The organism is Psychrobacter piscatorii, assembly GCF_043641605.1.
Lineage (GTDB): Bacteria > Pseudomonadota > Gammaproteobacteria > Pseudomonadales > Moraxellaceae > Psychrobacter > Psychrobacter piscatorii_C.
In genome coordinates, this window is the sequence record NZ_JBHZRK010000002.1 from 218,898 (window position 1) to 240,170 (window position 21,273).

General features: G+C 44.3%; 16 protein-coding genes. 9 read left to right on the top strand and 7 right to left on the bottom strand.

Annotated elements, in window-relative coordinates; genetic code table 11:
- Nucleotides 1-345: 345 nt before the first annotated feature.
- From dnaQ to nudC, 3 genes are all read left to right on the top strand, one after another.
- Nucleotides 346-1,959 carry a DNA polymerase III subunit epsilon gene (gene dnaQ, locus ACHUET_RS03315; protein ID WP_394210644.1) on the top strand — a complete coding sequence of 538 codons (1,614 nt, stop codon included), beginning with the start codon at nucleotides 346-348 and terminating at the stop codon, nucleotides 1,957-1,959.
- 148 nt (nucleotides 1,960-2,107) lie between these two features.
- Nucleotides 2,108-3,790 (top strand): hypothetical protein, encoded by a 1,683-nt coding sequence (locus tag ACHUET_RS03320; protein ID WP_394210646.1) that lies wholly within the window; start codon nucleotides 2,108-2,110, stop codon nucleotides 3,788-3,790.
- A 131-nt stretch (nucleotides 3,791-3,921) separates the two neighbouring features.
- The gene (gene nudC / locus ACHUET_RS03325; RefSeq protein ID WP_394210648.1) at nucleotides 3,922-4,863 is read left to right on the top strand and encodes an NAD(+) diphosphatase; all 942 of its coding nucleotides are present in this window, start codon (nucleotides 3,922-3,924) and stop codon (nucleotides 4,861-4,863) included.
- Nucleotides 4,864-4,929: 66 nt separating this feature from the next.
- Here nudC and ACHUET_RS03330 read toward each other — a convergent pair whose 3' ends face one another.
- On the bottom strand, nucleotides 4,930-5,859 hold the full coding sequence (locus ACHUET_RS03330; protein WP_394210650.1) for a DMT family transporter: 930 nt from the start codon (nucleotides 5,857-5,859) through the stop codon (nucleotides 4,930-4,932).
- A gap of 93 nt (nucleotides 5,860-5,952) precedes the next feature.
- Between ACHUET_RS03330 and ACHUET_RS03335 the strand changes: the two genes are divergently transcribed.
- The 6 genes from ACHUET_RS03335 to ACHUET_RS03360 all read left to right on the top strand — a co-directional run bounded on the left by ACHUET_RS03335 (nucleotide 5,953) and on the right by ACHUET_RS03360 (nucleotide 11,424).
- Nucleotides 5,953-6,843 carry a LysR family transcriptional regulator gene (locus tag ACHUET_RS03335; protein WP_394210652.1) on the top strand — a complete coding sequence of 297 codons (891 nt, stop codon included), beginning with the start codon at nucleotides 5,953-5,955 and terminating at the stop codon, nucleotides 6,841-6,843.
- A 297-nt stretch (nucleotides 6,844-7,140) separates the two neighbouring features.
- Nucleotides 7,141-7,998: an RnfABCDGE type electron transport complex subunit B gene (locus ACHUET_RS03340; RefSeq protein ID WP_201601960.1), complete on the top strand. Its 858-nt coding sequence runs from the start codon at nucleotides 7,141-7,143 to the stop codon at nucleotides 7,996-7,998.
- A gap of 91 nt (nucleotides 7,999-8,089) precedes the next feature.
- Complete coding sequence (gene nth, locus ACHUET_RS03345) at nucleotides 8,090-8,785, top strand: endonuclease III (RefSeq protein ID WP_201601959.1); 696 nt, start codon at nucleotides 8,090-8,092, stop codon at nucleotides 8,783-8,785.
- Nucleotides 8,786-9,264: 479 nt separating this feature from the next.
- On the top strand, nucleotides 9,265-10,431 hold the full coding sequence (gene metK / locus ACHUET_RS03350; RefSeq protein ID WP_201601958.1) for a methionine adenosyltransferase: 1,167 nt from the start codon (nucleotides 9,265-9,267) through the stop codon (nucleotides 10,429-10,431).
- A gap of 75 nt (nucleotides 10,432-10,506) precedes the next feature.
- Nucleotides 10,507-10,866, top strand: a complete 360-nt coding sequence (locus tag ACHUET_RS03355) for a DUF3144 domain-containing protein (RefSeq protein ID WP_101205642.1) — start codon at nucleotides 10,507-10,509, stop codon at nucleotides 10,864-10,866.
- Between the two features lie 219 nt (nucleotides 10,867-11,085).
- Entirely contained in the window at nucleotides 11,086-11,424 is a 339-nt protein-coding gene (locus tag ACHUET_RS03360) for a hypothetical protein (protein WP_201601774.1), read from the top strand.
- Between the two features lie 121 nt (nucleotides 11,425-11,545).
- On the opposite strand, the gene ACHUET_RS03365 is transcribed toward ACHUET_RS03360, so the two are convergent.
- The 6 genes from ACHUET_RS03365 to ACHUET_RS03390 all read right to left on the bottom strand — a co-directional run bounded on the left by ACHUET_RS03365 (nucleotide 11,546) and on the right by ACHUET_RS03390 (nucleotide 21,006).
- Complete coding sequence (locus tag ACHUET_RS03365) at nucleotides 11,546-13,189, bottom strand: BCCT family transporter (RefSeq protein ID WP_201601776.1); 1,644 nt, start codon at nucleotides 13,187-13,189, stop codon at nucleotides 11,546-11,548.
- Nucleotides 13,190-13,355: 166 nt separating this feature from the next.
- On the bottom strand, nucleotides 13,356-14,621 hold the full coding sequence (locus tag ACHUET_RS03370) for a PQQ-dependent sugar dehydrogenase (RefSeq protein WP_394210655.1): 1,266 nt from the start codon (nucleotides 14,619-14,621) through the stop codon (nucleotides 13,356-13,358).
- A gap of 202 nt (nucleotides 14,622-14,823) precedes the next feature.
- Nucleotides 14,824-17,421, bottom strand: coding sequence for an ATP-dependent chaperone ClpB (gene clpB, locus ACHUET_RS03375; protein WP_394210657.1), 2,598 nt, complete (start codon nucleotides 17,419-17,421; stop codon nucleotides 14,824-14,826).
- Nucleotides 17,422-17,730: 309 nt separating this feature from the next.
- Nucleotides 17,731-18,312 carry a L,D-transpeptidase family protein gene (locus ACHUET_RS03380; RefSeq protein ID WP_201601782.1) on the bottom strand — a complete coding sequence of 194 codons (582 nt, stop codon included), beginning with the start codon at nucleotides 18,310-18,312 and terminating at the stop codon, nucleotides 17,731-17,733.
- A gap of 111 nt (nucleotides 18,313-18,423) precedes the next feature.
- A complete protein-coding gene (locus tag ACHUET_RS03385) occupies nucleotides 18,424-19,215 on the bottom strand; it encodes an SDR family NAD(P)-dependent oxidoreductase (protein WP_201601783.1) in 792 nt (263 codons plus the stop codon).
- Between the two features lie 72 nt (nucleotides 19,216-19,287).
- The gene (locus ACHUET_RS03390; protein ID WP_394210660.1) at nucleotides 19,288-21,006 is read right to left on the bottom strand and encodes an AMP-binding protein; all 1,719 of its coding nucleotides are present in this window, start codon (nucleotides 21,004-21,006) and stop codon (nucleotides 19,288-19,290) included.
- Nucleotides 21,007-21,273: the final 267 nt, after the last annotated feature.

Here is a 21,273-nt window from a genome sequence, read left to right on the forward strand (position 1 = left end):
CGCGTTATCATGAAAAAACTATCAAATAGCTACCTACAAATATTTTCTGTGGATACTATTGTGACAAATGTAACAAAGACAGCGCGCTGGTATTGGCTTCTTTAAAAGCATTTTCGCGAAAAAACAGACGTTTTTTAGCGAACCAAGCTATTTTAACAGAAAACAATCAGGTTACTATTGTGTTATGCATTGCCATCGCTGGTTTTGCGATTTTGTGCGTCACGACCACCCATATTTACGATAGATTTGTTATACTCACAGCGGCACTAGCATCGTTCAATTAGCATGAGCGCGATGCTCTAATACCACTTTTATGCTTACTATTTATTAGGTTTATACATTTCTATGTCAGACAACCGTAACGCCATGCCACACTCTCATACAAGCGACGCAACTGATCCGTTAGCCGCCAAGAAAAACACAACGGTAGCGTATACTGACGGTGCCTGCAAAGGCAATCCCGGCGCTGGCGGTTGGGGCGCGCACCTTATATTTAGCGATGGTAGCACGCAGGATTTATATGGCGGTGATACGGAAACCACCAATAATCGCATGGAGCTCATGGGTGCGATACAGGCCCTAACACATAGCTCACATGAGCAAAAACTTGAGATTTGGACAGACTCCAGCTACGTCCAAAAAGGCATCACCGAATGGATTGAAGGCTGGAAGAAAAAAGGCTGGAAAACAGCCAGTAAAAAGCCCGTCGCCAATCAAGACCTTTGGCAACAATTGGATAACCTATGTCAACAGCGTGATGTTGATTGGCATTGGGTCAAAGGACATGCTGGACATGCCGGTAATGAAAAAGCAGATGAACTGGCAAACTTAGGGGTTACGTCAAGCAGTGGTCACTCCTCTATGATAAAAGAATCAGACGCACCTAAAAACAAAGACCGCATAGCGACTGATAAGAAACCTGTCACCAATGATGATTGGCTAAAGTTCGACCCATTGGGTCTAGATATGGTAGATGACGAATTTGATGAAGATGTGTCAGAAAATGAGTTACTAATCAATGACAGTCACCATAGCCATGAAGAACGTATGATGAATGATGATGTCATGGTAGAGACTACTCACTATCAAGACAACGCACCCAACATGATGAGTAACAAAGCCATGCTAGAAGCCCAAACACCTATGAATGATACCGACATGACTAGTGATATGTCACCTATAGATAATGATGCACCCAAGTTCGATGGGGATACTAGCCGTGCCAATCCTCATTTCAAACCGCTATTGCCAAAACCGATACATCGTCATGAAGCAAATCGTCAGCTCATCATGGATACAGAGACCACAGGACTTGACGCACTAAAGGGTGATCGCGTCATCGAGGTCGGTATTGTTGAGATGGTTGGGCGTAAATTTACTGGTGAAAAACTACACGTCTATATCAATCCGCAGCGCGGCATGGATGAGGAAGTCATTCGTATTCATGGTATCTCTGAGGCATTTTTGGCCGACAAGCCTACTTTTGATCAAGTTGCTCAGTCATTGTACGAATTTATGGATGGTGCTGAGATTATCGCTCACAATGCCACCTTTGATATGAACTTCTTAAACATGGAGTTTGCTAAGGTTGGTCTAAATGACTTTGCTGAGCGCGTACAAGTGACCGATTCACTGGTCATGGCAAAGCAGCAGTACCCCGGACAAAAGAACACGTTGGACGCCCTCGTACGTCGTCTGGATGTTGGTAAGCAAGACCGTACTTTTCACGGGGCTTTACTTGACTCAGAGATTTTAGCCGAAGTTTATTTGGCGATGACTGGTGGACAAGTGACGCTCGCCATTGAAGAGGACACGCAATCAGATGGTGGGCAGACTGCCCATGCCAGCTTTGCTAATTTGGCCAATTTATTGCTAGCGTCGACGTCAGATGAGACTACCAATCAAAGCTGGTACGCTTCTCTTGCAGAAGACTATCCTGAGCTAAAAGCCAATATGTAGCTGCTATATCGAGCCTGCATTACACTGACATTTGTACAATATAATCTTGATTATTGTCATATAAAGCGTTAAAACATCACTAACACCTATTTTTAATATCCTACTTACACCATTGCTATTCTCATCAGTACATTATGGAAAAATACTTATGGACCAGTCTGCGCAAATGAAGTTAACCGCCCCAACGCTTAGTGTTACTGATTTTAACCTACCATCACTTCACTTATTACATGATGAGGTTATCGCAACGCTTAAAGATACTGAGATTCATCTGAGCGAGTTCAATGATGATAGTAGCCAAGCGCCTTTATTGGCAGATTCTATTGACGTACTAAAGCAGCTGTCTTGTATTTTTAAACTGATTTCTCTTGTCGGTGCGGAAGTGTTAAACAATGCGATCGTCGATGGTTTGCAGCGCCTTTATGATAGTGGCGATAATCATGATACCGCGCTGATCATGGATTTATCAGAAGCCATCATGACTCTAGATCGCTATGTCGAGTTTGTATTATTGACTGAGTCGGTAGAGCCGACTTTGTTATTGCCAGTGGTTAACAAGCTCAATGCTCATGTGCAAAAAGCGCCCATCACCGTAGAGTCTTTTTCTGCTTTTGGCAGCAGTAGCGTCATCATTGCCAACCCTGAAAAAAACTTCGAACCACTAAGCACACTTAACCTAGACACAGAGCTGCTAACTTACGCCTATCGTAGTGGTCTTGGCGTTGTCCTACTCAATCAAGACGGCAACATCAATTCAAACGATCAGCAAAAACTCGATGCCATGAGTGCTGCTTGTGCGTTGATCGCAGCAAATACCAACAGTCTGTTTTGGCAGGCAGCGACTACAGCCGTGACCGATATCGCAGCGGTCTTGCCATTGAACTTGAGCCAAAAGCACACGCTGATTTACTTAGAGCAGCAATTTCAAAGCTACTTACCAGTGATGGACACGCGTTTTGCAGACTTGGTCAATTTTGCCTGTCAGCGTGATACGGTTGAGGCCCAGCAGCTTCGTGAGCAGTATGCAAGCAACCATCTAGAAGGTGCTCAGCTTGAGGAAATGAAACGTTTCTTGTTTGGTCCCAATCGCGCGCTGACCGATACGCTGAACGACATCATTCAATCTCAAATTAACACCATCAAAGAAAATGTGGATAGCTACGCCCGCGGCGACTCCATCAATCCTGTTGATATGCAAACTGCACAGATCATTGAAGAGTTGACTGAACTGAGCTCAGCCTTACGCTTGCTAGGACTGTCCAATGCAGCTAATAGTCTTAGCACAGCGGCAAGTGCGGTCAGCCGTTGGCAGGCGCCTTCTCCAGATGATTTTGATCACTTGCTACTGGCATTGATGCATGCAGAGAACGCTACGATTGCCATGGCAGAGATGCATACCCCAGGGGCGATTTATTTACCACTGAATAACCAGCATATCTCATTGCATCAGCTCAATACAGCAAACGATACCTTAATACAAGAAAGCCGTACCGCCATTGCCAGTGCCGAACAAGCCATCAATGACTATTTGGCAGAGCCTGAGCGCGACATGCTTAATATCCAAAATATACCGGGAATGATGCGCCAAGTGGCAGGCGCATTGCGCTTTTTACAATTACCAACACCCGCTAGTATGCTTGGCCAATTAGCCATTTATATCGAAAAACGCATAGAGAGTGGACGACGTATCGAAGACGATACACTGGCTTATATTGCTGATGTTATTATGGCGGTCGATCATCATCTGGATGGTTTTGAGAACAATCGTCCTGTCAGTAAACAAGCGCTTGACGTTGGCCAGCAAAGCTTAAGTCATCTACTTGCGGCTTAGTACTGCTTGCACAGGTTTTATCGTCGCCATTTTGTCATTTTGCGGCGATGAAATTTAATCGGAATACTTTACGTTAAATAAGTCTGTATCTAAATCGATACGGACTTGCTTCGAACTGTTTGGAATCTTTTATGGCCCATGCTTTTATATTGAGTGATGACACCGTTTTATGCCGTCAAATGCCAGATGGTTGGTGGCCATTACAAATCCAACTACCACAGAGTAGTACTGAGTCAGACGAGCAAGCTTATCGGCTCGGTCACGTGACGCTACATGAGAGTCTATCGCCAAATCACTGGCAATCTGATGATAATAATATTAGTAGCCTTTCAGCTGATTTGATCAGTCATAACACTGACCAAACTTTCACTGCGCCGTCCACCACTGCCATGACTTATGATTACGCACTCGCTCATAACGTGACGCTGCCTATCATCGCCGAAAGCAGTACTGATACGTTTGTTCCTTATCGACAGCTGATGCCCCATCTGCCTGTCGCCCTATCGGATCAGATTAGCCAAGCGATACAGTTACTACGGTGGCAGGCAGATACGCAGTTCTGTAGTCGCTGTGCCAGTCCTACCGTCCATGCTGACCAAGGCGAGCGCGCCATGGTTTGTCCAGTATGCCAGCTACGCCAGTATCCTCGCGTGCAGCCGTGCGTGATTACCGCTATCACTCGCTCAAACCCAGTGTCAGGTGAGACGCAGATCTTACTCGCGCACCACCATCGACACGGACAGCAAAAACTGCCGCCCATGTATGGTTTGATCGCAGGGTTTGTTGAGGTCGGTGAAAACCTAGAGCATGCAGTGGTACGTGAAGTGGCAGAAGAGGTCAATATCAGCGTGGCAGATATTCGCTATGTGAGTAGTCAGCCTTGGCCGTTTCCCTCCAACTTAATGCTTGGATTTCGTGCCTCTTATGCCAGTGGCGAGATTATCATTCAAGAAGACGAGCTAGCGCATGCTGACTTTTTTGATCTCTCTAACCTGCCCAAGATTCCACCAAAAGGCAGTATCGCTCGAGAATTGATCGATCAGATTGCCAAAGAACAAGGCATCTTATTATAAAATTCAATAGCACTGACACTGGCAGCTCATTTTAGCTGGTAATGTCAGTGCCTACTGCGTCTTACTTTAGACATTATGCACAGTCAGACGCTGATGTTGCCATTTGACGAGTCTAGGTATCAATAGCCCTGCAATCACAATCGCCATGCCTAATAATTGCAAAGCGGTCACTTGCTGACCGTAAGCAAAGGCAGTGAGCGCAGCAAATACGGGTACAAAGTTAAAGAATAATGACGCATTAGCAGCGCCCAACTGCTTAACGCCAGAGATCCACAATAGATAACCGCCAACTGTGCCGAAGACGCCAATAAATATCAGGTCACCAAAGACACTGCGACTGATGGCTAAGCTTTCTTGCAATGGATGAACGTCTGCACTAAATAGCACCATGAGCGATATCACCCCAAGACCGGACAGCATACCAACCAAGGTATAAGGAATCATTGGCATCCATCGGCTGATTCCTTGGGTCAGATAAGTATAAAGACTCCAGCACAGCATGCCTAAAAAGATCATTTGATCGCCGTGGTTAAATTCAAACCCTAGCAGTTTGGAAAATGCGCCATCGGTCAGTACCAGCAGTACTCCAGAGAGACAAACCACCAAACTAAACAGCGCGCCTTTGGTAGGAAACTGGCGCTGCGCTATAGAGCCAATCAAAGAAGTCACCAGCGGGCTAAGCGCCATAATCAAAGCACCATTGTTTGCATTGGTCTGTTCAAGCCCAGTAAACAGCCCCAAATTTAAGCCACCGACACCAATGATGGATACACCAATCGCCCACACCCATTGTTTTGGTGTGAGATTAGGGATTGGCATGTGCTTATATTTTGTATAAAGATACAGACACACCGAGGCAATGCTAAAACGCCACATGACTAAGGTTAATGCATTTACTTCACTCAAGGCATGCTTGCCGACAGGAAAACTTGCGCCCCAGAGAAACGTACACAGTAATAAATATAGGACGGCGGTGGTGTTCGCTGAACGGCTCATATTGCACCCAAAAAACTTGCGAAAAGATAACCACCAGTGTATATATTTTAAATACGGTATAAACAAGCAATAACGAGAGCATAGATTCTGAATATGAAATTTAACTACTCCCTCGATGACATGCGCAGTTTTTGCGTGGTTGTCCGCTACGGCAGCTTTCGCCAAGCCTCTATAATGCTTGACATGCCCCTATCGACATTGAGTCGCCGAGTTGCCAAACTAGAAGCAGATCTGGCACTTAGGTTGCTCAACCGAGATGCGCACCGTGTACAGTTGACCCATGCAGGGCAACAATATTATAAAAGCAGCGCCCATCTCTTTGATGAGTTAGAAAACGTCGCGTGTTGCTTACTACAAGATAAAAATGAGGCCAAAGGCACAATCAGAATCAGCGCCCCTGTCAATTTTGGTAGTGATATTTTAGCGCCTCATTTCAATGCTTTTTTAAAACAATATCCAGATATCCATTTAGATTTGCGTCTATCCAATCAGACCATTGATATTGACGCGCAAGCTATTGATATTGCTTTTCGTATTGGTGAACACAATGCCGACCACTGGGTTGGGCGGCAGCTGACCAATATTCGCTTTATGATTTGCGCAGCCAGCGATATCGATGTCTCTGGTATCCAAACGCCCTATGATTTGGCAGGCTACCCTACGGTATTGTGCACCCCTATGTCTACTTGGCATCTACAGCATCGTACAACGGGCGAGATGCAAGCACATCAGCCAACAAACAATATCCGTCTAAAAGTTGATAATATTAGTTTACTAACGGGAGCTATTGCAGATGGTATCGGTCTAGGTTTCATCCCCGATTATGATGCACAGCTTTTGATTACATCAGGCGGTTTGCAACAAGTACTGCCTGATTGGAATAATCAACCTAGAGGCTGCCAGATGCTCTATCGCGACCGTGATAACATGCCGCATCGTATGCATCTATTGATTAATTTTATCCTCAAGCGTTTTGGTAAATAGACATTCCAAAAGCGCTCACCGTTTTCAGAATAAATGCATCACGATATGATTGCTCTTATACTTTAACGTTATAGACTAGGTTTTTGACGCTGATGTTTTACGGCTTTAAATGTGTTAATCTTCGCAGCGCAACAGCGATCAACACGTCTGGGTCATTGACTATTTGACATAGAACGTCAGTACAAAAACCCATAATTTGCCTATAGAATATGCAATGAATAGTCACTTATCTAACTAGCCACTGACAGACATAAGTGACAATCGCTAATGATGACCGATACTAAGGCCAGTAATACCATGTCCCAGACCGACACCTATCCTCAAAGTACTGAACAGACACGCTTGGCAGACTTACCGATCTTGTTTAAGTCGCTGCACATTGACACTCTGCCAAATGATGTACAAGAAAAAATTGCACAAGTTGACGCTTGTCTGCCGCAAACGCAATGCGGACTTTGTGAGCATCCAGATGGTTGCTTGCCATATGCAGCTGCTATCGTATTAGATGGTGAACCGTACAATAAATGTGTGCCTGGCGGTCAATCCGTGACCGATGCGATTGCTCAGACAATTGGGGTAGATACTCATCTGACAGCCGCGCCATCACAATGGCCGATAGACATGACATCAGGACGCCCAACTGAGGTTCGTGCTGTGATTCGTGAAGACGACTGTATCGGCTGTACCAAATGTATTCCGGCTTGCCCAGTGGATGCTATTGTTGGTACTGGCAAACACATGCACACGATTTTTACCGATTTGTGCACAGGCTGTGAGCTATGTATCGCACCCTGCCCTGTTGACTGTATCGACTTGGTCGTTGTCGAGCGCGAGCTTTCTCCCTTTGAGAGAGTAGCCGAACAAGAAGATTTGAGACAACGCTACCACACGCATCTCAAACGCGTAACAGAACAATTGGCTGATACCAGCAATAGCAAACCTGTGGTCAGCATGGTAGAGGCCAAGCTCAACAATGCAGCGAGCCAATCACTAAATATCAGCGAAGCACAAGCAAAGAATACCATTGCAACGGCTAAGCTACGTACCAAAATCAAAAAACTAGAAAAGCAGCTCAGCGTGCGCGCCAATGATAAAAAACAAATGGAGCTTGAATCCTTGCAAGCAGAGCTCGAATCATTACAAGTAACGCTTTGATTACGTGATTGATACTTTAATAACTCATATAAATGCCATCGCTAGCATATAATTTTGCAACACCACTCACTAAAATAATAGTTAAAACACCATGAGTAAAACGGTCAAACACAAAACAGCCGATACACCGCCCTCTAGAAGAATGCCCAACCGCGATGTGCGTCCATTTTTTGAAAAGCTAGCGGCGACGATTGACGAGCCAGTCACAGAATTAAACTACCAAAGTAATTTTGAGCTCCTCATTGCGGTTATCTTATCTGCACAAGCGACTGATGTGAGCGTTAATATTGCCACCCAGCAGTTGTACCCCGTGGCTAATACGCCTGAATCTATACTGGCATTGGGCGAAGACGGTCTAAAAGCTTATATCAAAAATATTGGCTTATATAATGCCAAAGCAAAAAATGTCATAAAAACTTGTCGTGATTTGATTGAAAAGTTTGATAGCACCGTCCCTGACAACCGCAAAGATCTAGAATCATTGGCTGGTGTGGGGCGTAAAACTGCCAATGTAGTGTTAAATACTGCCTTTGGTCAGCCAACCATGGCGGTCGACACGCATATTTTTCGCGTAGGCAATCGCACAGGCCTCGCCACTGGTAAAAACGTACTTATCGTCGAAAACAAACTGGTCGAGCGTATCCCAGATGATTTTATCGTTGATGCGCATCATTATCTTATTTTGCATGGGCGTTATACCTGCCAAGCGCGTACGCCAAAATGCGGCACATGCCCTGTCTATGAAGAGTGCATGTTTAAAGATAAAGCGACCTTTTTAGAACTATAACGTAACGACAATCCTGTCTCAAAGGCAAACTTGTGTAGCCATGAACTGGCAAGTGCCTACGTTTTACTACAGTGAATCACTTGTTGAGCATTTCTTATATTATAGCAAGTGCTGCTCACTAGAGTTTTATAACGTTTCAGGGTAGAATAACCCTATTTTGCGTTAAGAGATTTTGGCAATTACCCCGCTTCTGATAAGGCAATCTGCACACTGACAGTAGCCTATTAGAGCGAACATTGACCTAACTCTCTACTGCCATAGCTATAAAAGCTTATTATCATTGCTCCATATATGAGTTGGTTGAATGATAGTAGGCCTAGATTTTAGCCAAATTGATGACAAAAACTTTGTTCAACACCGATTTTTAGCATTGAGAAACACCGATTATCTGCCGCGTAAATGCGTGGTCAACATTAATTAGAGCAGCACCTAAAGTGTTGCTTTTCCTACCTTTATTGATTCAATTAAGCGATCCCATTATGCGTGAATACAACTTATTTACCTCCGAATCTGTGAGCGAAGGCCATCCTGATAAAATGGCTGATCAAATATCAGACGCCATCCTTGATGCTATCTTACGTGAAGACTTACACGCACGTGTGGCCTGCGAAACTTTAGTAAAAACAGGCGCGGTGATACTTGCCGGTGAAATTACCACAACTGCCAATATCGATTTAGAACGTCTGGTGCGTGACACGGTCAACGGCATCGGTTATCACCATTCAGACCTAGGTTTTGATGGTGAAACCTGTGCGGTTATCAACATGCTAGGTAAGCAGTCTCCTGAAATCGCGCAAGGTGTCGATCGTAGCGACCCTGAAGAGCAAGGTGCAGGTGACCAAGGTTTAATGTTTGGTTATGCCAGTAATGAAACTGATGTATTGATGCCAGCCCCTATTGAATATGCCCATCGTTTGATGGAGCGTCAATCTGAGCTACGCCGCGCAGGCGAGCTACCTTGGCTCCGTCCCGATGCCAAAGCACAGGTCACCTTAAAATATGATGGCAACCGTCCTGTCGCTATCGATGCTGTTGTATTATCCACACAGCATGACCCAAGTATTGCGCAGTCTGATCTACAAGAAGCGGTGATGGAGTCTATCATCAAACAAGTACTCCCAGCTGACCTATTACATGCGGGTACACGCTACCATATCAATCCAACAGGTAAGTTTGTTATTGGTGGTCCAGTTGGTGATGCAGGTTTGACGGGTCGTAAAATCATCGTTGATACTTACGGCGGTATGGCGCGTCATGGTGGCGGCGCATTCAGTGGTAAAGATCCCTCAAAAGTAGATCGCAGTGCTGCTTATGCCGTACGTTATGTGGCCAAAAACATCGTCGCAGCAGGTCTTGCTGATCGCTGTGAAGTACAAGTGAGTTACGCGATTGGGGTTGCTGAGCCGACTTCTATCTCGGTCAACACCTTTGGTACGAGCAAAATCAGTAACGATGAGATCATTCGCCTGATTCGTACTCATTTTGATTTGCGTCCTTATGGCATCACTCGTATGTTGAACCTGTTACAACCAATGTATCAGCAGACGGCTACCTTTGGACATTTTGGTCGTCAAGGCTCAGAAACTGCCTTTACTTGGGAAAAAACAGACAAAGCTGATATCTTAAAAGCAGACGCTGGTTTATAAGAGTCATTACGTTGAATCATTTACAAACCGTCTTTATATACTAAAATTATCGACACTTATTATTAGGAGCAGCTTATGTCTCAAGACAGCAACACTCAAGACAACAATGTGGATGCAAGCATTGAAATCACCCCTGAAATGCAGGCATTTTACCAACGTGCTGATGCCATCATCGGTGTCGCCAATAGTCAGCTAGGCCCTGATGCCCATTCAGGACAGGTAGGTGCTTCTTTGTTGTATGCTGCCGCACGCTATAGCGCGTCCGTTGCCTCGATTGGATTTGTGAAAGGCGATGATTTTGCTAAAGAAAAAGATGATATCGTCGAGTTTTATGTCAAACAGTATCGCCAGATGTTAAGCGACAACTTGACAGATTATGCACAGAACTTTGATAAATACGTGCAGCTAAACCAAGACGACAAACCAGCTGAATAAGTAAATCTTGTCCGTTTAGATGCTCTTTTATTAAGAGAGTAGCAAATAAAGTACACAAAAAACCCAAGCTAAATTAAGCTTGGGTTTTTTGTGCAAAATGATTGAGTAGACAGCCATCGATTAAATATTATAATGTTTTAAGCGCTTTACCAATATCACAATAACGCTCACGAGCGATAGCAGGACGCTATCGAACGCCATTAATAAGGAAATGTAATCATGCAAAACAGCTTATCCAAACGACTCTCGGTACTGAAACCATCATCACTTATATTATCTTTAGCAATAGTATTGACAGCTTGTAGCTCTACACTGAATACAACTACGCCGACTACTGTGCCTACTCAATCAAGCACGAATAATAGCCAAATGCTTGAAAATACGCTGACCCAATGTCCAACCTCTCACTCTGAGAGCACCATGTGTACCATGCAATATGACCCTGTCTGTGTGAAAACGAAAGTTGGCTCAGTGATAAGTTACCGTACTGCTGGTAATGCCTGCTCAGCTTGTAATATTCCTGAAGCCATCGGTTATACAAAAGGCGAATGTAGTTAATTCATAAAAATACTTCATTCCAAAAAAGATATTTGAGTAGTCACAAAAAAGCCCCAATTTAAAAATAAATTGGGGCTTCTATTAACGATTAGAACAACGGTTAAAATAACGATTTTACTGCTTAATCACCCTTAACAATCTTGGGTGGGCCTTTGAGTAAATGCTCATCAACAAACTCATCTGCAGAGTTATGATCTGCTGATTCATCTGTAATAAAGCTTTGCTGCGCTCGATATAGAATCAAACGGTCACGGCTAAGACCTCGCAACAACGCATACATTATGACGAAAACCACTAAAGCAAATGGCAATCCTGCTACGATGGCAGCTGCCTGCAAAGCAGACAATCCACCAGCCGCTAACAATATAGCAGCGATAATGCCTTCTGTGGTTGCCCAAAACAAACGCTGAATCTTTGGTGGATTGGTATCGCCACCAGCGGTCAGCATGTCAATCACAAAACTGGCCGAATCTGATGAAGTCACAAACCAAAGCATAATCATGACAACAATCATTAGCGTAATCGGTTTAGCTAGTGGGTAGTACTCAACCAGCTTAAAGATTGCGCTACCCGTATCTGCTTGTACTGCTTCAACCAATCCTGGGCTAATACCTGTCACAGCAGAGGCAAGCTCCATGTGAATAGCCACGCCGCCAAAAGTTGTGAACCAGAAAAACAAAATAAGCATAGGGATTAATAGCACCCCAAACGTAAACTCACGGATGGTACGGCCACGAGAGATACGGGCAATAAAGATACCAACGAATGGTGCCCAGCTCACCCACCATGCCCAATAAAATATCGTCCAAGCACTTTGCCAGTCTGTTCCACTATAAGACTCGCCCCACGTACCCAAAGGTACGATTACGGTCAGATAGTTACCGATATTTTCGATAAAGCTATCGAAGATAAAGAGTGTCGGCCCTAAAGCCACCATGAATACCAATAAAACGATTGTAAAACCAATATTGATATCACTAAGGCGCTTAATACCTTTATCCAGACCCATCATAACGGAAGCGGCTGCAAGCGCTGTGATGAAAGCTATCAAACCGAACTGTACAGTGAGACTATTCGGCATACCAAATAGTTTCTCAAGTCCCGCATTGATCTGCATCACTCCAAGCCCGAGTGAGGTAACCACACCAAACATCGTACCGAACACGGCCAAGATATCGACCGTATGCCCCCAGCGACCATAGATTCTTTTGCCGAGTAAAGGATACAAGGTTGAGCGAATCGATAAAGGCAAACCACGACGAAAATGAAAATACGCTAACGACAGTGCCACAATCGTATAGATGCCCCAAGCGTGTAGACCCCAATGCATAAATGAGATATTCATCGCTTGCTTTGCGGCTTCAACCGTTTCGGCCTCGCCCATTGGTGGTGCCATAAAGTGATACAACGGCTCCGCTGTACCCCAATAAACGAGACCAATACCAATACCAGCAGAGAACAACATACCAATCCAAGAAAACAGATTGTATTGCGGTCGCTCCGTTTGGTTGCCTAAACGAATATCACCATAGCGACTCATTCCTAAGTAAATGCAAAGCCCGAGCGCTGTATTCACTAAGATAATAAATAACCAACCGAATTTATCGGTAATGAAATTCTGTAAAAAACTAAAAACTGCCCCTGCTGTTTCAGTGAAAAGCGCACCGAAAATAATAAATCCAACGATCAACAGTGACGATGTAATAAACACAGGTTTACTCACCCGTGGAAAAGGTCCTAATCTGCCTACTTTTACTTCTTCCATGTGCAAGTCTCAAAATTTAAGGAATATTACCTTAACAAAATAGGCTTTAACTATCAATCAATTACAAAATAAAACTTGATAAAACCTTTAACTTATTCTAATAAGATTGATAGTTTTTTTAAAATGTCTACATAAATACAGATGTAAAAGCAGCTTTATCATGATGTTATTTAGGCAATAATCTGAGTAATCGTCCACCATCACCATCTTCCAATGCCCACACTTGTCCATCAACTGCCAGCACGCTACGAACACGCTCACCCATGTCATAACGATAGCGTTCAATAGCACTATCATCTTCATCGACACTTACGACAATAAGCGCTTTTGAAGATAAACCACTGATTAAAAAATCGCCTTGTAATGCTGGAAAATCATTGTGTCTACCAGCCGTATATAGACTCAGTGATGACGGTGAAATAACGGGCGTCCATGTGATTTTGGGCATTTCAAACTCAGGACGAGTGTCGTGATCTGGGATTGGTGTACCTGAATAATTGCGGCCATTTGATACAATCGGCCAGCCATAGTTTTTGCCTTTTTCAATCAGATTAAATTCATCACCGCCCTTTGGCCCCATCTCGTTTACCCAAAGCCTGCCGCTTTCATCAAATCTTATGCCGAGCACATTGCGATTACCCATTGTCCAAAACTGAGAGGCAATGTCATTGCTATCATTGACAAATGGATTGTCTTTTGGCACCGAGCCGTCAGCATACAATCTAATAATCTTACCTAGATTCATGCTCATATCTTGTGCAGGCTCTTTTTTCTGGCGTTCTCCTGAGCTGATATATAGATACTGTCCATCAGGTGAAAACAATAAGCGATGGCTGTAGTGACCTTGCCCCGTGACTTTTGGAGATTGCTCCCAAATAGGCATGATGGCCTGTAGTGTGGGCGTATTTGTGCCTAATCCTGCAAGCGTCGCTTTGATTACTTTTGCCCCAAACTTATTACTATCACCTCCCTTTCCTGCTTCTACGTAGCTGATATATACAGTATTCGAAGTCGCAAAATCTGGTGCTAATATAATATCTCCCAAACCACCTTGACCACCGTAGGCCACTTTAGGGATGCCTGCTACTTGTGTTTTGCTACCCGTCGCCGTATCTACAATGAACAGCTCCCCTGTTTTCTGTGTCACTAGTAGTTTGGGCGCTTTGCCATCTGTATTGGGTAGTGCTGTCATGGCCCAAGGCTCATCAAAAGTTGCGACCGCTTTGGTTGTAAACTCAGGCTTGTCTGCGCTAACTTGAGCATCACTTGTCTGCATATCTGCTTTAGAGGTTTGCATCTCTTTCTGTTCTGGTACGTTGTTGCTGGTATTGACGGTTGCAGGATTGGAGCAAGCTGATGTGCTGAACAACAACGCTGCAATGATTAACGGCGAGGTTAAGGGCAGACTTACACGTTCAATAGGGGTTGTCATTGTTTTATCCTTTCTATCCGATTGGCATTTTTGGTCATCCATTTATTTATAGCATAGTCTTGATATTTAAGAGATATTTAAATGGTAAAAAAAAAGTAACGCAAAATACCACCGTAAACGAAAAACCCCTTACCTACGATTGTAGATAAGGGGTTTGTTGTGGGAGTATCATGAGGTCATAAAGACCTGAAGGCTAGAGTGATTAGCTCATTCTAAGCTTGTCAAAAGTTAGCTTGTCGTCGGCACCAACATCAACTTTGATAATATCACCAGCGACAAAGTCGCCCGCCAAGAGCTTTAATGACAATGGGTTTTCGATCTCTTGTTGAATGGCACGCTTCAAAGGACGAGCACCATAAACAGGGTCATAACCCACGGCAACCAATTTATTCATCGCATCGGCTGACAGCTCAATATCCATCTCACGCTCTTGGATACGCTGACGTAAGCGATTCAATTGAATATCAGCAATACCTGCCATCTGCGACATACCAAGCGGATGGAAGACTACGATTTCGTCAATACGGTTGACGAACTCTGGACGGAAATGCTGCCCAACCGAATCCATCACTTCCGCTTTGATATCCTCATAGCTCTCGCCAACCATTTCTTGGATCTTGTGCGAACCCAAGTTACTGGTCATGATAATGACGGTATTTTTGAAATCTACCACCCGACCTTGCGAATCGGTTAAGCGACCATCATCCAATACTTGCAGTAAAATGTTGAACACATCAGGGTGCGCTTTTTCTACTTCGTCGAACAATATGACACTGTATGGTTTACGGCGTACCGCTTCCGTTAATGTACCGCCTTCTTCATAACCGACATAACCTGGAGGCGCGCCGACTAAACGGCTGACACTGTGTTTTTCCATATACTCACTCATGTCGATACGTACAATCGCATCTTCAGAGTCAAACAAGAAGTTTGCTAGTGATTTGGTCAGCTCTGTCTTACCAACACCAGTAGGTCCTAAGAATAAAAACGAACCAGAAGGACGATTGGGATCAGATAAGCCTGCACGGCTACGACGTACCGCATTGGCCACCGATTCGACCGCTTCGTTTTGACCGATGACACGCTCATGGAGCTTTTCTTCCATTGCGATCATCTTATCACGCTCGCCTTGCATCATTTTACTGACTGGAATACCAGTTGCGGCTGCCACCACTTCTGCAATTTCATTGTCGGTGACTTTATTACGTAGCAGTTTGACACCACTACCTTCACCTGTTTGCTCTTTTTGCTCAGCCAAATCAGACTCATGGATACGACGCTCCAATTGCGGAATGGTTTCGTATTGCAGCTTACTCATGGTCTCGTAGTCGCCTTCACGGCTGGCTTTGTCATAGGCAATACGGGCTTTATCCAGCTCGTCTTTGAGCTGTTGACTGCCTTTGACCAATGCCTTCTCTGCTTGCCACACTTCATTAAGATCAGCGTATTCTTTTTCTAACTCTGCTATTTGCGCATCGAGCACTTTACGCTCGGCTTGCGCGCCAGCATCTTCTTCATTTTTGAGCACTTCACGCTGCATTTTTAGCTGAATGAGGCGACTATCGAGCTTACCTAGTGATTCAGGCTTGCTGTCCATCTCCATGCGCAAACGGCTAGCTGCTTCATCAATTAAATCAATCGCCTTGTCTGGTAGCTTACGGTCAGTGATATAGCGATGACTCATGCGCGCAGCAGCAATGATTGCGCTATCTTGAATATCGACGCCATGGTGCAGCTCGTAACGCTCTTTTAAACCCCGTAATATCGCAATAGTATCTTCGACCGTTGGCTCATCGACCAGTACTTTTTGGAAACGACGCTCAAGCGCGGCGTCTTTTTCGATATACTTGCGATATTCATCCAATGTCGTTGCACCGACACAATGTAGCTCACCGCGTGCCAGTGCAGGTTTTAGCATATTACCTGCATCCATCGCACCTTCAGATTTACCCGCACCAACCATCGTATGCAGCTCATCAATGAACAAGATGACATTACCTTCTTGTTTGGCCAAATCACTCAATACGCTTTTGAGGCGCTCTTCGAACTCACCGCGGAATTTTGCCCCTGCAATGAGCGCGCCCAAATCTAACGACAGTACTTCTTTACGGCGTAGCCCTTCTGGTACATCACCATTGATGATTTTTTGTGCCAAGCCTTCGACGATGGCGGTTTTACCAACGCCCGGCTCACCAATGAGTACAGGGTTATTTTTGGTACGGCGCGACAGTACCTGAATGGTACGGCGGATCTCTTCGTCACGGCCAATGACTGGATCTAGCTTGCCAAGCTCTGCTTGCTCAGTCAGATTAATCGTGTACTTGTTGAGCGCATCACGCTGATCTTCGGCGTTTTGGTTATTTACCGTATCATCACCGCGCAGCTGCTCAATCACCGCTTTTAGTTTGCTTGCTGTCACTCCAGCACTTTCAAATATCTTTTTGGTTTCGCCTTGTTCGGCGAGTGCCAACATCACCCATTCTGTTGCGATAAAATCATCGCCTTCTTTTTGTGCCTGACGATCTGCCAAGTTCAATATTTTTACCGAGTTTGGGTTTAGGTTGACGTCACCTGTAGGCTCCGAAATGGTCGCTTGGTTATCTAATGCTTTTGCCACGCCATTTTTTAGCGCTGGGACAGAAGCGCCTGCTTGTTGGCAAATAGATAAATTAGACTCATCTTGTAGCAACACTGCAAGCAAATGTAAAGGATCAATGCCCGTGTGGTCGCGACCTAATGCTAGGCTTTGAGCTTCTTGAATGGCGGATTGCAGTTTTTGCGTAAACTTCTCAAATCTCATGTTTATATCCTTTTATAATTAGTATTTTCAGTGAGCCTTCTAAGGATTATCTTAGTCTAGTGCCCACTGTTATCTGTCACTTATATAAGGTATATATACACCTATTTCAAGACGATTACCAAATAAAGCCTTACTTAAGACAATGATATTTATTATTAATAATATTTAAACGGGTTATTAATGCCAGTTAAATATAGTTAGTAGGTAGGAAACGCCATTTTATTGATGTAAGTTAAAGAGAACTCTCCATTGAATACGGTAATAAGCAATGCACTTATTGAGCATAGACCCAATCATAATCCGACTATGCTACTCCACGATTTCAATAGGAGTACCAAGTGTCACCGCTGCCATAATTTCATCCATCTCATCATTGGTGACAGCGATACAACCATCGGTCCAATCGCGTCGTTGATTCAACCAGCCCAAATGTCCAAAGCCATTCATTTGCCCATGAATCATAATATCGCCGCCCGGATTGACCCCTAATGACTTCGCTCGTGCCTTGTCTTCATCATTAGGATAGCTAATATGGATAGAACGATGCGCAATAGAGTTCTCGTTTTTATAATCTAAGGTATAAATCCCAACGGGCGTACGCTGATCGCCTTCTTGTTGCTTATGTCCCGATGGACTACCCCCTAGCGCAATACGATACGACCTAATGATTTTACCATCGCTCATCAATTTTAAGACACGATCTGATTTGTCGACGAAGACTCGATCAATGACTGCCGACGCAGGAATGGGGTTTTTGGATTTTGAGGTGGTTTTGGCATAAGCAATGGCGCTGGTGCTGACAATAGCAGCAAGACTAAGAACAATGATAATGGGCAACCAAGGCGTACGCTGCTCATTAGATGGGTGAAATTTTTTATAAAAAAATGACATAGGCTTTGATCCTCATAATTAATTTTTCGTCATTAATCATATGTATCAAAACACTATGTCAGATTCTGTAGATAAATTTTGTGCAAAAGTAATGAATCAATCGCTATGCTGTTACACCATGCGAATCGCACCATCTAAGCGGATCACCTCGCCATTTAGATAGGCATTGTCAATGATATGAGTCACCAATTTGGCAAACTCATTGGGTGCGCCCAAACGTTTAGGATATGGCACGCCTGCTTCTAGCTGCTCGCGGGCTTTTTCTGGAATAGACTCCATCATCGGCGTAGCAAAGACACCTGGTGCGATAGTCATCACGCGAATACCATGACGAGCCAGCTCACGAGCAAGCGGCAAGGTCAGACCAACCACGCCTGCCTTAGACGAAGAATAGCTGGCTTGACCTACTTGTCCGTCAAAGGCTGCGATAGAGGCTGTATTAATAATAATACCTTGATCTACATTCTTCTCTACATGGTCGCCTGCATTGCTATCATTAGCTATGCGCTTTGCAATGCTAGCAGCGACCAAACGGGCGACATTAAATGAACCGACGAGATTGACATTGACCCCGCGGCTAAATGCCTCAAGGTCTGCCGGATTGTTATCACGATCTAACAGTTTTTGTACCACTACAATACCAGCACAGTTGATTGAACCTTGTAGGCCACCGAAAGCTGACTCTGCCATCTCAACCGCTGATTGTACTTCATCGCCGTTAGTGATATCACAGCGCACAAAGCGCGCACTATTACCCAGCTCAGCGACCAGTGCTTGACCTGCTGCTTCATTTAGATCAGCGATAACGACATTACCACCCTGCTCTACAATCGCACGAGCTACTGACTCGCCCAAACCTGATGCGCCGCCTGTGACCAAAAAGCTGCTTTCTTTAATTTGCATGTTTATTCCTTTAAATCTTCATTTCTTATTAGCTGTTTTCTATGAATTATCTATAAACGCTCTATTGGGTAGTTACGCGGCAGATAAACTACGTAGCAAAAAGCGTTGAATCTTGCCACTTGGTGTTTTTGGTAATTCGGTCACAAACTCGACCTCACGCGGATAGGCATGAGTTGATAGACGTTTGCGCACCAGCTCTTGGATTTCTTTGGCGATTTGCTCGCTACCTTCGATACCCTCTTTTAGTACCACATAAGATTTGATCGTATGTCCACGCACTTCGTCTGGCACGCCTACCGCCGCAGATTCTGCCACTGCTTCATGCTCTAATACAGTGTTTTCGACATCAGTAGGTCCTACGCGGTAACCTGCGGTAATAATGATGTCATCATCACGGCCTGAGAACCAGTAACTGCCATCCCTATGACGCTCGACCACGTCGCCTGTCAGATAATAATCATCTACAAAGGCTTGTTTTTCATTCCAGCTATAACCGCGGAAATAAAACGCAGGTGACTGACTGACGACGACTGCTAGCTGACCCTGTTCACCATCTGGCAGTACATTCATATCATCATCTAGTACCACTAGCATATGACCTGGTAGCGCCATTCCCATCGAGCCTACTGGAGATTCGTGTTTTAGCGCATGATGCGCACAGCAAGTCATGCCGGTTTCTGTTTGACCGTATTGATCTTTTACCTGACAGCCCAGATAGGTCTCAACCCAGTTAACGACTTCGGTGTTCAGTGTCTCCCCTGCCGAGTTGGCACAGCGTAGAGCAAGTTTGGCATTAGTATCAAGGTCATCTTGATTGCGGTCTTTATTGTCAAATACGCCGCTGGATTTCATCATACGAAATGCGGTGGGTGACGACGCCAAATTGGTAATCTGGTGGCGCACCATAAAGTCACGTGTATTAGTCGCATCAAATCCTGCTTCATTAAAATAAGTCGTGATACCCAATAGCAGTGGCCCTGTGATGGCATAATATAAGCCATACGCCCAGCCAGGATCGGCCATGTTCCAATATTGATCGTCTTCGCGTATGTCGATGGCATAACGCATATAGAGATAAAATGCAGGTAATGCGGCTAATGGCACACTGACGCCTTTTGACTTACCGACTGTACCTGAGGTGAACATTTGCAAAAATGGCGCGTCCGTATCGAGCGTGACGGGTTCCATCGTTTGCGCCTGTGATTCCATGGATTGACCATAATGATCGTCACCCCACGTCTGAGCTTCCTCAGTACTGCTGACCAATACCATTTTGGTTTGTGTGGCTAAGTCATCAAACTTGCGGCGGTTTTCTACATTGGTAAAAACGACTTTGGTATCGGCTTTATCCATGCGATATTTGATTGAGTCATAACCAAAAGCGGTGAATAACGGCTGATATACAGCGCCGATGCGCCATGTTGCCAATACAACGGTCAGCAGCTCGGGCGTACGTGGTAGCATCGTCGCTACTTTGTCTCCCGCTTTTACGCCATACGACTGTAGTAAGTTAGCGACTTGCGCACTTGCTTTGTCAAGCTCACCAAAGCTCATGCGCGTGACATTTCCTGCCGTATCTTCATGTACCAGTGCGGTATTGTCAGCGCGGCCATCACGGACATGACGACCACAGCACGCCATATAGGCATTTAGTCGATCATCGACATGCTCGCCAAAAATTTCTGACAGCAATGTATCCATATCAAAATTATTATAATAATCGGTATAGTTTTTTGATGTCGCTGAAGCATCTGTGTGGTTGATGGTAGGAGTCTGAGAGGCGGTGTTCATAAGCTAATCCTTTAGCAATAGCAGAAAAAATGATATTCATAGTTGCAAAACGGTCACATCCTATAGACCGTTTAGTATCTTTGTATTTAACATGCTCTATTAGTAACGTATTTTTATACTTATTTCAATACATAACGTATCATTTTTATTTTATATAAATAAGCGTGACCTATAACTATTTATCGTAAAATAGCCATTAATAAAATTAAAAAAATTTTACAATCATATATTTAAGTTGATTTTAAAGTACTTTCTTAAGCAACGATA